Annotated in this window: 16 protein-coding genes and 1 tRNA gene; 6 read left to right on the top strand and 11 right to left on the bottom strand. The window is 61.1% G+C overall.

The genetic code is table 11. The annotated features are described in order from the left end of the window. Positions 1-60: 60 nt before the first annotated feature. The 7 genes from gatA to trpD form a co-directional block, all read right to left on the bottom strand. A complete protein-coding gene (gene gatA, locus RS9916_RS02800) occupies positions 61-1,524 on the bottom strand; it encodes an Asp-tRNA(Asn)/Glu-tRNA(Gln) amidotransferase subunit GatA (protein ID WP_007097702.1) in 1,464 nt (487 codons plus the stop codon). Positions 1,525-1,555: 31 nt separating this feature from the next. Further along, positions 1,556-1,804, bottom strand: a complete 249-nt coding sequence (locus RS9916_RS02795) for a DUF1816 domain-containing protein (RefSeq protein WP_038024084.1) — start codon at positions 1,802-1,804, stop codon at positions 1,556-1,558. Positions 1,805-1,879: 75 nt separating this feature from the next. Next, positions 1,880-3,526 carry a 23S rRNA (guanosine(2251)-2'-O)-methyltransferase RlmB gene (gene rlmB, locus RS9916_RS02790; protein WP_007097700.1) on the bottom strand — a complete coding sequence of 549 codons (1,647 nt, stop codon included), beginning with the start codon at positions 3,524-3,526 and terminating at the stop codon, positions 1,880-1,882. A gap of 14 nt (positions 3,527-3,540) precedes the next feature. Continuing rightward, entirely contained in the window at positions 3,541-3,948 is a 408-nt protein-coding gene (locus tag RS9916_RS02785; RefSeq protein WP_007097699.1) for a ribonuclease III domain-containing protein, read from the bottom strand. Further along, positions 3,945-4,301, bottom strand: a complete 357-nt coding sequence (locus RS9916_RS02780; protein WP_071961544.1) for an STAS domain-containing protein — start codon at positions 4,299-4,301, stop codon at positions 3,945-3,947. Before RS9916_RS02780 ends, RS9916_RS02785 begins: the two co-directional genes overlap by 4 nt. Before the next feature lie 72 nt (positions 4,302-4,373). Then, positions 4,374-5,513, bottom strand: coding sequence for a glutamine-hydrolyzing carbamoyl-phosphate synthase small subunit (carA, locus tag RS9916_RS02775; protein WP_007097697.1), 1,140 nt, complete (start codon positions 5,511-5,513; stop codon positions 4,374-4,376). A 35-nt stretch (positions 5,514-5,548) separates the two neighbouring features. After that, a complete protein-coding gene (gene trpD / locus RS9916_RS02770; RefSeq protein ID WP_007097696.1) occupies positions 5,549-6,595 on the bottom strand; it encodes an anthranilate phosphoribosyltransferase in 1,047 nt (348 codons plus the stop codon). Between the two features lie 164 nt (positions 6,596-6,759). Here trpD and RS9916_RS02765 point away from each other — a divergent pair, with 164 nt between their 5' ends. The 6 genes from RS9916_RS02765 (at position 6,760) to RS9916_RS02745 (ending at position 10,215) form a co-directional block, all read left to right on the top strand. Beyond that, on the top strand, positions 6,760-8,511 hold the full coding sequence (locus RS9916_RS02765) for an ABC transporter ATP-binding protein (protein ID WP_007097695.1): 1,752 nt from the start codon (positions 6,760-6,762) through the stop codon (positions 8,509-8,511). A 49-nt stretch (positions 8,512-8,560) separates the two neighbouring features. Further along, complete coding sequence (locus RS9916_RS02760; RefSeq protein WP_007097694.1) at positions 8,561-8,812, top strand: hypothetical protein; 252 nt, start codon at positions 8,561-8,563, stop codon at positions 8,810-8,812. A 24-nt stretch (positions 8,813-8,836) separates the two neighbouring features. Further along, a complete protein-coding gene (gene msrA / locus RS9916_RS02755) occupies positions 8,837-9,553 on the top strand; it encodes a peptide-methionine (S)-S-oxide reductase MsrA (RefSeq protein WP_007097693.1) in 717 nt (238 codons plus the stop codon). Beyond that, positions 9,550-9,711 carry a hypothetical protein gene (locus tag RS9916_RS15080; RefSeq protein ID WP_007097692.1) on the top strand — a complete coding sequence of 54 codons (162 nt, stop codon included), beginning with the start codon at positions 9,550-9,552 and terminating at the stop codon, positions 9,709-9,711. The genes msrA and RS9916_RS15080 overlap by 4 nt, the downstream gene beginning before the upstream one ends. A gap of 68 nt (positions 9,712-9,779) precedes the next feature. After that, on the top strand, positions 9,780-10,127 hold the full coding sequence (locus RS9916_RS02750) for a hypothetical protein (RefSeq protein ID WP_007097691.1): 348 nt from the start codon (positions 9,780-9,782) through the stop codon (positions 10,125-10,127). A 14-nt stretch (positions 10,128-10,141) separates the two neighbouring features. Continuing rightward, positions 10,142-10,215 (top strand) — tRNA-Pro (locus RS9916_RS02745). Between the two features lie 156 nt (positions 10,216-10,371). Here the strand turns inward: RS9916_RS02745 and RS9916_RS02740 are convergent. The 4 genes from RS9916_RS02740 to RS9916_RS02725 all read right to left on the bottom strand — a co-directional run bounded on the left by RS9916_RS02740 (position 10,372) and on the right by RS9916_RS02725 (position 13,643). Next, positions 10,372-10,962, bottom strand: a complete 591-nt coding sequence (locus RS9916_RS02740; RefSeq protein WP_050752233.1) for a Crp/Fnr family transcriptional regulator — start codon at positions 10,960-10,962, stop codon at positions 10,372-10,374. Between the two features lie 217 nt (positions 10,963-11,179). After that, positions 11,180-12,154, bottom strand: a complete 975-nt coding sequence (pstS, locus tag RS9916_RS02735) for a phosphate ABC transporter substrate-binding protein PstS (RefSeq protein ID WP_007097689.1) — start codon at positions 12,152-12,154, stop codon at positions 11,180-11,182. 132 nt (positions 12,155-12,286) lie between these two features. Then, entirely contained in the window at positions 12,287-12,607 is a 321-nt protein-coding gene (locus RS9916_RS02730) for a hypothetical protein (protein ID WP_007097688.1), read from the bottom strand. Positions 12,608-12,689: 82 nt separating this feature from the next. Beyond that, positions 12,690-13,643, bottom strand: a complete 954-nt coding sequence (locus RS9916_RS02725) for a 3'-5' exonuclease (protein ID WP_007097687.1) — start codon at positions 13,641-13,643, stop codon at positions 12,690-12,692. Between the last annotated feature and the right edge of the window lie 11 nt (positions 13,644-13,654).

Genomic DNA, 13,654 nt, shown 5'->3' with positions numbered 1-13,654 from the left:
CATAAAAAGACCCCCCAGATATGGGGGGGCATCGGGAAAGCAGGGATCAGATTCAGCTGATCAGGCTGGGACCAGAGCCCCTTCAGGGCGCGATGCCATCACCTGAGCAGACTGCTCGTACTGATGCGCGACCTGCAGCAATCGGGCCTCATCCAGCACGTTGCCGATGAGCTGCACACCAATCGGCAAACCAGCGCTGTTGAAACCGCAGGGAACGCTGATCGCAGGCAACCCAGCCAGGTTGGCCGGAATGGTCAACAGGTCGGCCAGATACATGGCCAGAGGATCATCAGCGTGGGCACCGTTGCGGAAGGACGTGGTCGGCGCCGTTGGTGTCAACAGCACATCGACCGTCTGATACGCCGCGTCGAAGTCACGACGAATCAGGGTGCGCACCTGCTGCGCTTTTTTGTAGTAGGCGTCGACATAGCCGGCCGACAGGGCATAGGTACCGATCAGGATGCGCCGCTGCACTTCGCTACCAAATCCCTGCGCGCGGCTGCTGGCCGTCATGGCGGCAAGACTCTCGGCATCGTCAGCACGGAATCCGTATTTGACGCCGTCGTAACGCGCCAAATTGGCGGATGCCTCGGAAGGGGCAATCACGTAGTACGTCGCGATGCCGTCCGTGAAGCGGGGGCAGCTGACATCCACGAGTTCGGCGCCGAGCGCCTGCAACTGCTGGGCTGCAGCCATCACAGAAGCCTTGACTTCAGCATCAAGCCCCTCCTGCTCGAAACACTCCCGCACCAGACCCACTTTCAGGCCAGTGATCGGCTTGCCCAGCGCTGCGCTGTAGTCCGGGACAGGTGCTTTCAGCGACGTGGAATCCCGTGGATCATGACCAGCCATCACCTGCAGCAGCGCAGCTGCATCCGCGACGTTGGAGGTGAATGGACCCACCTGATCCAACGAGCTGGCAAAGGCCACAAGGCCATAACGGCTGATGCGGCCATAGGTGGGCTTCAACCCCACAACACCGCAGAAGGACGCTGGCTGACGAATGGACCCACCAGTGTCGGAGCCCAGAGACGCCATGCATTCGCCTGCCGCAAGAGCCGCAGCACTGCCACCGGAGCTACCGCCAGGCACGTGATCCACGTTCCAGGGATTGGCCGTGGGCCCGAAGGCCGAAGTTTCGGTGGATCCGCCCATGGCGAACTCATCGAGATTGGTTTTGCCGAGCAACACAGCTCCGGCATCCCAGAGCTTGCTGGTCACAGTGGACTCATAGGGGGGGACAAACCCCTCGAGCATGCGACTGGCACATGTGGTGGTAACACCCTTAGTGCAGAGATTGTCCTTAATGGCGAGAGGCACTCCAGCCAAAGGGGGAAGGTCCTCGCCCGCACTGCGGGCGGCATCAATGCGATCGGCGTCGGCGCGGGCACGATCAGCGGTCACCTCCAGATAGGCATGGAGGGTCGGCTCAACGGCGTCGATGCGCGCAAGGTGATGGTCCGTGAGTTCACGGGCCGACACCTGGCCGCTCTCCAGTTGCTGACGCCACTCGGCGATCGCCATCGAAAGGGACTGCTACACAGCAGCGACGCTATCAGCCGTCGTCGGCACTGATGGTGAAGGGCTCACCGCGGCGGCAGCGCACACAGCTGTGGGAGATGTGGGCAGGTGACTCAGAGGCCAGATCCTCCAGGAAGGAGGGCAGCTGGCTCTCCAGACTTTTGCGTGTGACAAACGGACCAAACCAATAGGTCACATCAGGACCCTGGGTCTGAACCCGGCCCCACCACGCCAATCCGAGACCGTTGGCGAAACTACGCAGCGGCCTGATCAGGGGGCCCATCAGCAGATGATGCAGAGCTCGCACATTGTGCCCTGCTTTGCGGCCCGCGGCGTTCGCCCATCGGGAGCGCCTGGATCAGAGATCCACGCTGTCTTGGAAGTGGGGGGGAGCCATGGCGGGCTCTTTGGACTCTTGCCGATCCAAAACCAGCGCCACTTCTTCAGCAACGGGTTGGTCCATGGAAGCGTCATCGACCTGGGGAGCAGCGTCTGCAGACTCGGTGGGAACAACAGAAGGTTCCGAAACCTGGGAGGGGCAGCGAGGGCGAACAATCGGAGGCGAGGGTGCCTGGCCCTTGAGATCCTTCATCCAGCCCCGACGCGCGACCTCATACAGACACATCGCCGTGGCCACCGATGCGTTGAGGCTGGGGGTCACCCCACGCAGAGGTATGCGAATCAACTGATCGCAGTGACGGCGCGTCAGCAGCGACAGGCCTTGCCCCTCGGATCCAGTGACGATCGCCAACGGCCCCTCCAGATCAGCCTCCGCCAGGGTCACATCACCCTCACCGGCGAGGCCCACCACCCGGTAACCCGCATCCTTGAGGGTCTCCAACGAACGGTTGAGGTTGACCACCCGAGCCACGGGAAGGTGCTCAAGGGCACCCGCTGCCACCTTGGCCACCGAGCCGGTCAGGCCAGCGCTGCGTCGCTGGGGAAGCACCACACCATGGGCCCCAAGAGCCTCAGCGGAACGCACAATGGCGCCGAGGTTGTGGGGGTCGGTGAGGCCATCCAGCGCCAGCAGCAGAGGCGGTTCACCCAGAGCGGCGCAACCTTCGACCAAGGTCGGCAGATCGAGGGTGTCGGCCGAAGCGGTCTGCAGAGCAATGCCCTGATGGACAGCCCCGCCGGTGAGCTGACCCAGACGGGCCCAGGTCACCTCTTCAACCAACACCCCTGACGACTTGGCTTCTCTCAGCAACTGGAGGAATTTGGGCGAGCTGCGCAGTTCAGACGTGCACCAGATGCGGTGAATCGGGCGCCCGGCCTCGAGGGCCGCTTGGGTGGCATGGCGGCCCCAGAGCATGTCATCGGCCTGGGCATCAGGGGTATGGGCTAACTCCTCTCCCTGGCGATGATCCGGTGCAAAAGCCTGACGGGCCTCGTCCCGGTTCCAGCCACCACGGCGCGAGCCGCCCCGAAAGTCATGACGGCCTGGACGGGAACGTTCGGGACGGGATGAACCGCCGCGATCGGAGCGCCCACCGAACCGGGATCCCGACCGTTCGAAGCGATCACCACCGAAGCGCTCTCCACGCTCCTCGGAGCGATCCCGGCGTTCAAAACGGTCTTGACCATCAAAACGGCCTTTGGACTCATAACGCCCCTTGGCTTCGAAACGGCCTTTCCCCTCGAAACGGCCACCCCGACCCGCTGAAGACTTGCGATCGAAGCGATCAAATCGACCCCGGCCGCCCTGCTCTGAACCACGCTCAGCGCGATCGTCACGGGAAAAACGACTCTTCCCGCCGGGAGCACCATCGCGGTCAAAGCGACGGTCCTGATCCGGTCGTCCCCCACGGAAAGGACGCCCACCACCGCCAGAGCGGGGGCTTCCGGGGCGTCCACCGCCAAAACGCCCATCAGCTGAACGACCACCCCCTGATCGGCCACCACCAGGACGACCGCCTCCGTAGGACCGGCCTTCGCCGGAGGAATTGCCACCGCCATAGGGGCGGCCATCGCCTGAAGAACGGCGATCAGAACGGAAACTCATGGTCGAAACGGGGGCTATGACAGGTCGTTTTCGGTCTCATCCAGTCGATCCAAAAGCTCGGCAAGCCGTGCTGGATTCTGCAAAAAGAGCCAGCCAACCATTGTCTCAAATCCCGTGGCCCGGCCATAAACCGAAGCCTCCCCTCGCCGCGGGCCGCGGCCTGCCCGGTTACGCCCACGGCGCACCAAATCGATTTCCTGATCGTTCAGCAAGGGCTCTAGACGCTCCAACACAGCCGCCTGGGCATCAGCCTTGACCTCAGCGACCACAGCCTTGTGTAGGTCGTCTGCGCGACCAGGACGACGGCAATGACGTAGACGCTGGTGCAATTCCCAAACTGCATCACCAAGCCAAGCCAATTGGAGAGGCCCTAACTCGTCGCCACCACCGCGCCCCAGTTGGGATCGAATCCAGTCGCTCAAGCTGCCAATTGGCTGAAGGCGCTCTCCAGGTCAGGCACCAGGTGCAAGAACTCTTCGAGACGCACCAGCTTCACAGTCTGGGCGACCCGGGCGTTGCCCACCACTGAAAAACCCCGCTTGGCGTCGTTGCACAGCTTGGCCAGCTGCACCATGGCTCCAAGGCCAGAGGAATCCATAAAGTCAATTTTGCTCAGGTCGATCACCAATGAAGAGGTGTTGGCCTTGAGCACATCCGACACGTAGGTCAGGAACTGTTTCTCGGAGTAGGCATCAAGCTGCCCTGTGAAATGGAACAACAGGCAGTTGTCACGCTGCTCGAAGCCACCACGCAGAGAAACGGTGAGTCGCTGCAGTTCAGTGATGGGACCAGGCCCCCATGGCTTGTTAGGCCGAAGTGTAGGGAGCTTGAACTGGGCGGACCACCATCAGCGACGTTCTGCCATAAGAGCAACAAAACGGCCGAAGTGATGATCGGCATCATGGGGGCCAGGGCTGGCTTCTGGGTGATACTGCACCCCAAAGAGAGGCTGCTCGCGATGGGCCATCGCCGCCACGGTGCGGTCGTTGAGGTTGAGATGGGTCACCTCAACACTGGCCGGCAGTGTCTGGGCATCAATGGCAAAACCATGGTTCTGGCTAGTGATTTCCACCTGTCCAGTGGTGCCGCATGGGTGATTGAGGCCGCGATGACCAAAATCCAGCTTGAAGGTGGTGCCACCCATGGCAAGACCAAGGATCTGGTGGCCCAGGCAAATACCAAACAGGGGCAGTGACTTGTGCTCCACCAAATCCTTGGCCAGGGCAATGCCTCCGGTGACCGCTGAGGGGTCTCCAGGTCCGTTGGACAGGAAAACGCCTTCCGGCTCATGGGAGAGCACGGTCTCAAGGGAGCTGGATGCTGGCAGCACAGTCACCTCGCAGCCATGGCCGACCAGGCGATCAAGGATGGCGCGTTTGATCCCGAAATCGATCGCAACAACGCGATAGGGATGCTCGGGGCGGGGCTTGAGCCGCTGATCAAAGCTGGCGGCACACGCTGAGGTCCAGGTGTAAGGCTCCGCCGTACTAACCCGATCAGCGAGGTTGAGGCCCTGCATGGAGGGTGCCGATTTCAGCTCCTCCAACAGCACCTGGGGGGAGCGACCATCCGAGCTGATCACGCCATTCATGGCTCCGGTGTCGCGCAGATGGCGCACCAATGCACGGGTATCGATGCCATGGATACCCACAACACCATGCTGATCAAGCCACTCCGGCAAGGTCTGCGAACACCGCCAATTGCTTGGCAGGGGCGCGAGCTGGCGAGCGATCAGACCTCGGGCGTGAGGCACATCGGCCTCCTGATCCTCGGCATTGACACCGGTATTGCCCAGCTCCGGATAGGTGAAGGTGACCAGCTGACCGGAATAACTGGGATCGGTGAGCACCTCCTGGTAGCCGGTCATCCCGGTGTTGAAGACCACTTCACCCACCACGCTGCCGCGGCTGCCACATGCCAGTCCCTCAAACACAGTGCCATCGGCAAGCACCAGCACCGCTGGGACCGTTGGGGTGGCGGAAGTCATGGGCAAGCAGACCCTCTGTGGATCAATTCGTTTCCTTATTGTTCCTCCCCGCCGTTCAGGGCCTCGCGCAAGCTCTCAAGACGCTCCCAGGGCCGCCCTTCTGCGAGACAGCTCAGAGCCCGCTGGGCACCGGCCTTCAGGTCCATCTCCACACCTGCGACCCATAGGACTAAGGCGGTGTTGAAAGCCACCACCTGCTGCTGGGCAACCGTGCCCCGCCCCTGCAGCAGCTCGCGCAGGATGGTGGCGTTGTCGTTCAGGTCGCCGCCCTGCAGTGCAGCGAGGGGCGCCTCCTGCAAACCGAGATCGGATGGACTGATCTGTTCAGAGCGCAACGCACCCCCTTCAAGGATGCGGACGTGATTGGCACCAGCCAAAGACGCTTCATCGAGGCCACCAGATCCATGCACCACCACAGCGCGCTCTTGCCCCAGGCGTCGTAACGCTTCCGCCATGGGGTCGAGCAGGTCTGCCCGCGCCACCCCCAGCACCTGTCCATTGGGCTGAAGGGGGTTCACTAGAGGTCCCAAGAGGTTGAACACAGTGCGGACCCCGAGACTGCGGCGCAGGGGAGCCAGATTCACCAAGGCCGGATGCCAGGCCGGTGCGAACAGGAACGTCACCTGGGTGTTGCTGAGCACCTCCACCACTTTTGAGGCAGGGGCTTTCAACTGCAGGCCAAGCCCCTCGAGCACGTCGGCTGAACCGACCTTGCCGCTGGCGCTGCGGTTGCCATGTTTGGCCACGACCGCACCACAGGCCGCTGCGGTGAAGGCCACAGCAGTGGAGATATTGAACGTGTCAGCACCATCGCCTCCGGTGCCGCAGGTATCGACCATGAACAACTCAGGCCGGGCTCCAGGCAGAGGGCAAGCCTTGCGCAAGACCTGCGCCATAGCGCCCAGTTCTGTGCCATCCACACCCCGTGCCCGCAGCGCCGCCAAGAACCCTCCGGTCTGAACAGGGGTGAGATCTTCAGCCAGCCAGGCCTCCATCAAGGCGGAGGCATCCCCCTCTGTCAGGGTTCCGCCCTGAAGAAGATGCTCCAGCATTTGGGGCCAGGAGAGGGAGGCATTCACCATGGGAAGCAGAAAAAAACCCGGGTGCTGAGCACGCCGGGCCGGGTGATGGGGACAAATCCAATATCCCTCAAAATTTTGCGTCTGGCCAGATCCGTTTTTGTGGATCAGGGCAACCTCTGGCCCTGACCACCAGTGCCTAGGTTGATGCCTGCGTTCCCGCGCGGATGGCCGCCTTCCGTCTTGATCTGATCGGTCGCTACCTGCGCCCCCATCGCCGCACAGTGCTGCTGGGGGCAGTGGCCCTGGTGATCGTCAACATGCTGAGCGTGACGATCCCCCTGGAAGTAAGGCGGGTGATCGATGACCTGCAAGACGGATTTGCAATCGACGACGTCCTGCGCCAGGCCGGATGGATCGTGTTGCTGGCCACCAGCATGGGGGTGGTGCGGCTGATTTCACGCCAACTGGTCTTCGGCGTTGGCCGTCAGGTGGAAGTGGAGCTCAGACAACAGCTGTTTGATCACATGCTGGTGCAGGAACCCGGATGGGTTCAAGAGACCGGAAGCGGTGAGGTAATCAGCCGTGCCACCAGCGACGTTGAAAATGTGCGCCGGCTGCTGGGCTTTGCCGTGCTCAGCCTCACCAATACCGGCCTGGCCTATGCCTTCACGCTTCCAGCGATGCTGGCAATCGATCCCGGGCTGACGGTGGCGGCGATCGCCCTTTACCCCGTGATGCTGGGCACCGTGCGGCTGTTCGGCGGGCGAATGATGCGCCAGCAGCGCCGACAACAGGAACAGCTGGCAGGCCTCAGCGAACTGATTCAGGAAGATTTGTCAGGCATCGGCGCCATCAAGATTTACGGCCAGGAAGCCAAGGAACAGAAAGCGTTCGAAGAGCGCAACCAGAACTACCGCGATGCGGCCATTCGTCTGGCCCGCACCCGCAGCACCCTCTTTCCTCTGCTCGAAGGGATTTCCTCCATCTCCTTGCTGCTGCTGCTCGCTCTTGGCAGTGGTCAACTAGCAGCAGGCACCCTCAGCATCGGTGGTCTGGTGGCCTTGATCCTGTACGTGGAGCGCTTGGTGTTCCCCACCGCACTGCTGGGATTCACGCTCAACACCTTCCAGACCGGTCAGGTGAGCCTCGAGCGGGTGGAGGAACTGCTCAAACGGCAACCGCGCATTGCTGATCCCAGGACCCCAGCGTCGCTACCCCACCCCCTTCAGGGGCGCATCGAAGCCCGTGGATTAGCCGTGCGCTACGAGGGCAGTAACCACGACACCCTCTCCGACCTTTCGTTCACCATCGAACCCGGTGAACTGGTCGCGGTTGTGGGCCCTGTGGGTTGCGGCAAAACCACCTTGGCTCGAGCCCTGGGGCGCATGGTGGACGTGGAAGCCGGTCAACTGTTCCTCGACGGATGCGACCTCACCCAGGTGCGGCTCAGTGACCTGCGCCAACAGGTGGCCTTGGTTCCTCAGGAGGGCTATTTGTTCACCAGCACCCTGGCGGACAATCTTCGCTACGGCGACCCAGACGCTGACGACGCCAGGGTGGAAGCCGCAGCGGATCAGGCCCGTCTCCTCGACGATGTGCGTGGTTTTCCCGATGGCTTCAAGACGCTGGTGGGGGAGCGGGGCATCACCCTCAGCGGGGGGCAGCGGCAACGCACCGCCCTCGGACGGGCACTGCTCATGACCGCTCCCGTGCTGGTGCTGGATGACGCCCTGGCCAGCGTGGACAACAACACAGCGGCAGCAATCCTGGCGTCGATCCGCAATCAGCGGCAGCGCACCATCGTGATGATCAGTCACCAGTTGTCAGCAGCGGCCGCCTGTGACCGGATCCTGGTGATCGAGCAGGGCACTCTGGTTCAGCAGGGGCATCACAACGACCTGGTCAACATCGACGGCCCCTACAAACGCCTGTGGGAACGGGAGCAGGCTTCGGAACGTCTCGAAGCGGTGGCCTGATTGCCGATTCCCGGCTTAGCTGAAGCTGCCGTTGCACGGTTGCACCACCATGTCCACCGCCAGTCGCTACGCGGTGCGCTGCACCCTCACTTTCGGAGATATCTACGTCCAGGTGCTGGCATGGATGGCGGTGATCTTCGTCAGCCTCGCCGCAGGACTGGGGCTGATGGGATCCAGTCGCCCCCTATTCGCTCTGGTGGGCGTTGGGCTGATCCTGGTGCTCAGTCTTCCCTTTTTGCTCTTTGCCTTCGTGACCACGCTGCTGAACCACATTCAGCTGCAGGCCGCCCAGGATTCCTAGGGTGACAGTCGATTTGAACCAGCAATGCTGCCCTCCTGGTTGACCGGACAAACCCCACAGCGCTCCGCGGATGAACAGCTTCGCCATGCGGTGCTGGGCACCGCTCTGAATGCCCCTCTGATGGATGACCAGGAAGAGGCGCTGTTCGGATGCGGATGCTTCTGGGGAGCTGAAAAAGGGTTCTGGCGCCTTCCAGGCGTGGTGAGCACTGCTGTTGGCTATGCCGGCGGCCAGACCGATCAACCCAGCTATGACCAGGTCTGCAGCGGCCGCACCGGACACAGCGAAGTCGTGCGTGTGGTGTGGAGCACCCCTGCGATTGATTTCAGTGACCTGCTGAAGTTGTTCTGGGAGTGCCATGACCCCACCCAGGGAGACCGTCAGGGCAATGACCGCGGCAGTCAATACCGCTCTGCGATTTACACAACCACGCCGCGCCAGCTCGAACTCGCGGAGAGCAGCCGTGCGGCTTATCAGCAGGGGTTAGATGGCAAAGGCTTCGGTGCCATCACCACCGAAATCGCTGCAAACCGCACCTTCTTTAGTGCCGAGGCCTACCACCAGCAATATCTCGCCAAACCAGGCAGCCGTCCCTACTGCTCAGCGATGCCCAGCGGGGTCGCCCTGGAAGCCTTTGATGGTGCTGCCTACAAATTGCCGTCAACCGTCTGGAGTCACTACGACTGGTCGATTTCCCACTGCATCCTGCGGGGGGATAACACTCCGATCGCCCTGGCATGAAACCCTCATGGCCTGATTGGACGGTGCTGGTCGCACTGCTGTTGACCCTGCTGGTGGTATTCGGATTGGCCTTCAGCCTTCGCCCCAGCAATCCAGATGGACCACCCCTGCTTTGGCGAGACCCTGGGCCATCGAACGGAGACTCTGTAGAAATCTGACCACCACAGCGCCGCAACCTGCTTCAGGGCTGCCATGGTGAGGCGCGTTTGCGCTTGACCACCCGTTCGTGGCGGCACCTTCCGATTCCCGAAAGCATCGTCGGCTGCATCCGCTGCCCAAGGGGCTTGTTGAGCTCTACGGACTGCTGGCGGTGCTGGTGGTGCTGATCCCGGAGTGGCTGGCGGACGGCACCCTCTCCATGGACATCCGCAAGGGCGGAGATGTCATGCCGATGACCACTCGGGCGTGGCGCACCCTCCCGGAGCTGCAACTGGCCTCCATGAGCCTTCTGGAGCTGCGTGCACTGGCCCGCCAACTGCGTGTGTGGGGCTACAGCAGTGACTCCCGGGACCGGCTCAGCCAGCGCTTGCTGCGACGGATCAAGCGGAAGAACAGAGGGCGACATGCCTTGTGATAACTTCGTTCTGCCGGGGCGTAGCGCAGCTTGGTAGCGCACCACTTTGGGGTAGTGGGGGTCGTGGGTTCAAATCCCGCCGCTCCGATTTTCTTTTCAATGTCACCCCAGCGAAAGCCCCTCTTGTGAGGGGCTTTTTTTTGTCTTTCAAGACCCCCCAGCTGGCTTGCAGGCACAAAAAAACCGCGAGGGGAAAACCTCGCGGCTGAACGAAGCAAACCGGACAATCTGAATCAAGCGACCATCAACGCTTCGGCAGGTGGCTGATCACCAAATGGCGACGCGAATCGATCGTCAACCAGCCCTGATCCTTGAGCTGACCAATCACGCGCGTCACCGTCACCCGGGTCGTGCTCAGCGCGCTGGCAATCTCCTGATGGGTCAGACGCAGACCGACGCGAAGACCTTGGTCACAAGCTTCGCCGTACTCCTGAGCGATCAGCTCCAAGAATCCACGCACACGATCCTCCACACGCCGCAGACCCAGCAAAGCGAGCATGCAATCAGCCTGACGGAGACGGGCCGACACAGCCTTCACCATGGCCATTGACAGCTCAGGTGAACGGGCAATCTCATCCAACGTGAGGCAGGTGAGGTCGCAGTCCGTCAGGGTATGGGCCTCGTAGGCCTCCACCATGCTCAAAGGCTCACCGAAGGGCTCCTGAGGACCGACCAAGCCAAGCAGCAATTCATCACCTTGCTCAGTCACAGCCCCCAACTTGACCATGCCTGTGGTGACCACCCAGACACTATTTTTGATGAGAGGCACGACACTGCCTGCCGTGAGGTGCACCTCGTTATTTGTGGAGGACCAGAACTTCTTCAAAGAAGACATCTGCCGGTCAGATGGAACGGCGGGGCGTGAACAAACTGCAACCACGTCGCTGTATCCAACTGAGATAGAAATTAATCAATAAGGGCGTTCATTAAAACAAAGGGAAGAGAAGCATCTCATTAACATGCAATTAAGACCATCATGCAAATAAAAAAGGAGGGCATGAAGCCCTCCTCGCAGAAGCATCATCAAGGTGAAATGGTTCAGCAGGAACCGATCACTGACCGATCTTGTTCACAGCGGCGCGAGCCTTGATGAGGATGTCGCCCTTGAGCGGAACAAAACCAAGGTCATCAGCCTGAGCCTGAGCCTTGGTGCTCAGCATGTAGTTGAATGCTTTCTTGATGGTGTCGGTGTTAGCACCGTTGCCGGTCTTGTAAGCCAGAACCCAGGTCAGCGTGGCAATGGGATAAGCACCCTTGGCCGAGGGGTTGGGGTTGGTGCCCGCCAGATCGGCATCGAGCTTGATGCCATTCAGAGCCTTGGCCCCAGAGGTGTAGCTGGGCTTCACATACTCACCAGACTTGTTCTGGAGAGCAGCCGCCTTCACCGAACCCCTGATGTACGACTGATTGACGTAACCGATCGCACCCTTGGTGTTTTTGATCACACCAGCCACGCCAGAGTTGCCCTTAGCGCCCACGCCGGCAGGCCACTTGACAGACTTACCAGTTCCCAGAGTCCAGGTCTTGGAAAAGGCCTGCATGGAGTTGGTGAACGCCTTGGTGGTGCCGGAACCATCAGAACGGTGCACCCACAGCATCTTGCCGGGCTTGCAGCCGACATCTTTCCAGTTGTTGATTTTGCCCATGGCAACCTTGACGGCTTGCTCCTGGGTCAACTTGAGGTTGCAACCGGGGTAGTTGTAACCGAAAGCGATAGTGCCGCCCACCATGGGGATTTGCACCACACCGCGCTTGACCTTGGCCATATCCTTCTTCTTCATCGGATCATCCGATGCACCGAAGTTGACGGTCTGGTCGATGAATGCTTTACGGCCAGAACCAGAACCCACGGCCTGGTAATTGACCTTGGGGCCACCAGACTTGGCCAAATCAGAGAACCAACGCTGATAGATCTTGGCGGGGAAAGAAGCACCTGCACCGTTGATGCGACCGGCTGCAGACGCGGACACGCCAGCACCGAGAGCGAGCAGAGAGGAAAGAATCAGAGCCTTCTTAGCGAAGCTCATGGCAAGCCTTAATCAAATCGGCCTCCAATCAATAACGGGGAAACACCCCCATGGTCGTTAGGGATGATTTAAGAGCTGACTATTATTTGGCAACCTTTATTAATGCTACCTTTACTAAGAATTGGACGGTGATTATTTGGAAGGCCTTGATGCAGGAGGTGCATCATCACTTGCTTGTAGCCGTGTCGCTGCCGCATATCCCTTCAACCAACGGTTCACCCGTTGGCGCTGGCACGGAGGAATTTCCCCAAGAATTTGCGAGAGCTCCAAGGCGCCCAACCGCTTGAGCTCTCGCACGTCCACATGCCACAGCTGCTCAGCTTCCCGAATCAAGCGAGCCCAGGTGCGCACCCGCTGCCAGGCCATCAAACGCATCCGCGGCAAATCCCGATGGATGGCTTGCGGGTCCGCGGTCTTGCGGCGCCGATGAATTTTGCGAGGGAGCGCTGCCATGCCACCAGCCTGAAGACGACAGGCGCGACTCGCTCAAACCTGCGAAGAGGCTTCCAACTGATGAAGCAAATCCATCGCTCGTTCAGGAGGCCAAGGGCAAGGCCTCACCCAGGTCTTCCACCGCAAACCCAAGCTCCTTGGCCTCACGCACACTCAGGCGGCGAGTCCAGGCCCCAGGCACAGGATCGTTCCAACGGAATCCAGCCTCACGGGCCAGGTGGCGCTGGTCGTAGCTCACCTGCGCTTTAAACAGAAAGCGCGGCTCCAGGCCATGAACCAGACGCTGCTCGAGATCTTCGCAACGGCGAAACACCTCCGCGATATAGATGCAATCGGTGAGAGCACGGTGGGCAGCCCAGACCGGAACCTCGTAGGCCAACGCCAGATCACGCACTGAAGGACGGGCGCGCAACTGACGATTCTTTGGCCAGCGCATGTCGTCCATGCTGCAGAGCCAGGGCTTCGCAGTGGAAGGAAGGCATCCACGGCCAAACCACTGGCGATCGAAAGCAGCGTTGTGGGCCACCAGCACCTCCGCGGCATCCAACAGCGATTGGAAGTAGGCCAGAGCCGCTTCCCAGGGCTGCGCGAGGCGGGTGACCGCCGCCGGGATGCGATTAATCGGTTCAGCGGCATTGGCCTGCACGGGGAGCAGAAAAGACTGCTGGGCCAACACTTGGCGACTCGGAACGTCAAACAGGATCGCGCCGACCTCAAGGCAATGCTCCGTTTCGGGATCAAGGCCAGTGGTTTCCGTGTCGAGAATCAGCAGGGTGCGGGGTGACGCCCCGACCTCAGGAGATGAGGAGGCTTCAGAAGCCGAGCGGCGGTCCGGGGATTGATCGTCGGACGCTTCTTGTTGAACCTCTGGGGACGCTGGTTCAGGCGGAGTCTCAGGCTCAAGCGCAATCTCTGGCTCAAGTGGGCGTTCATCGACCACCGGAGCTGGGGCTTCCTGATCCCGGGGAGTGGGAGCGGGTTGATATCCGGTGAGCGAGAGCAGATCAAGCTGACCAGGCACCGACTGGTTTTCCATGCGTGCACATC

This window comes from Synechococcus sp. RS9916, from assembly GCF_000153825.1.
Taxonomy (GTDB): domain Bacteria; phylum Cyanobacteriota; class Cyanobacteriia; order PCC-6307; family Cyanobiaceae; genus Synechococcus_C.
Note: the sequence above shows the minus strand (reverse complement) of the source record. Positions and strands in the feature narration are given on the sequence as shown.

Coding starts and splice junctions, on each gene's coding strand:
- gatA (WP_007097702.1), bottom strand. CDS start 1,524: ATGGCGATCGCCGAGTGGCGTCAGCAACTGGAGAGCGGCCAGGTGTCG.
- RS9916_RS02795 (WP_038024084.1), bottom strand. CDS start 1,804: ATGGGCCCCCTGATCAGGCCGCTGCGTAGTTTCGCCAACGGTCTCGGA.
- rlmB (WP_007097700.1), bottom strand. CDS start 3,526: ATGAGTTTCCGTTCTGATCGCCGTTCTTCAGGCGATGGCCGCCCCTAT.
- carA (WP_007097697.1), bottom strand. CDS start 5,513: ATGACTTCCGCCACCCCAACGGTCCCAGCGGTGCTGGTGCTTGCCGAT.
- trpD (WP_007097696.1), bottom strand. CDS start 6,595: ATGGTGAATGCCTCCCTCTCCTGGCCCCAAATGCTGGAGCATCTTCTT.
- RS9916_RS02765 (WP_007097695.1), top strand. CDS start 6,760: ATGGCCGCCTTCCGTCTTGATCTGATCGGTCGCTACCTGCGCCCCCAT.
- RS9916_RS02760 (WP_007097694.1), top strand. CDS start 8,561: ATGTCCACCGCCAGTCGCTACGCGGTGCGCTGCACCCTCACTTTCGGA.
- msrA (WP_007097693.1), top strand. CDS start 8,837: ATGCTGCCCTCCTGGTTGACCGGACAAACCCCACAGCGCTCCGCGGAT.
- RS9916_RS15080 (WP_007097692.1), top strand. CDS start 9,550: ATGAAACCCTCATGGCCTGATTGGACGGTGCTGGTCGCACTGCTGTTG.
- RS9916_RS02740 (WP_050752233.1), bottom strand. CDS start 10,962: ATGTCTTCTTTGAAGAAGTTCTGGTCCTCCACAAATAACGAGGTGCAC.
- pstS (WP_007097689.1), bottom strand. CDS start 12,154: ATGAGCTTCGCTAAGAAGGCTCTGATTCTTTCCTCTCTGCTCGCTCTC.
- RS9916_RS02730 (WP_007097688.1), bottom strand. CDS start 12,607: ATGGCAGCGCTCCCTCGCAAAATTCATCGGCGCCGCAAGACCGCGGAC.
- RS9916_RS02725 (WP_007097687.1), bottom strand. CDS start 13,643: ATGGAAAACCAGTCGGTGCCTGGTCAGCTTGATCTGCTCTCGCTCACC.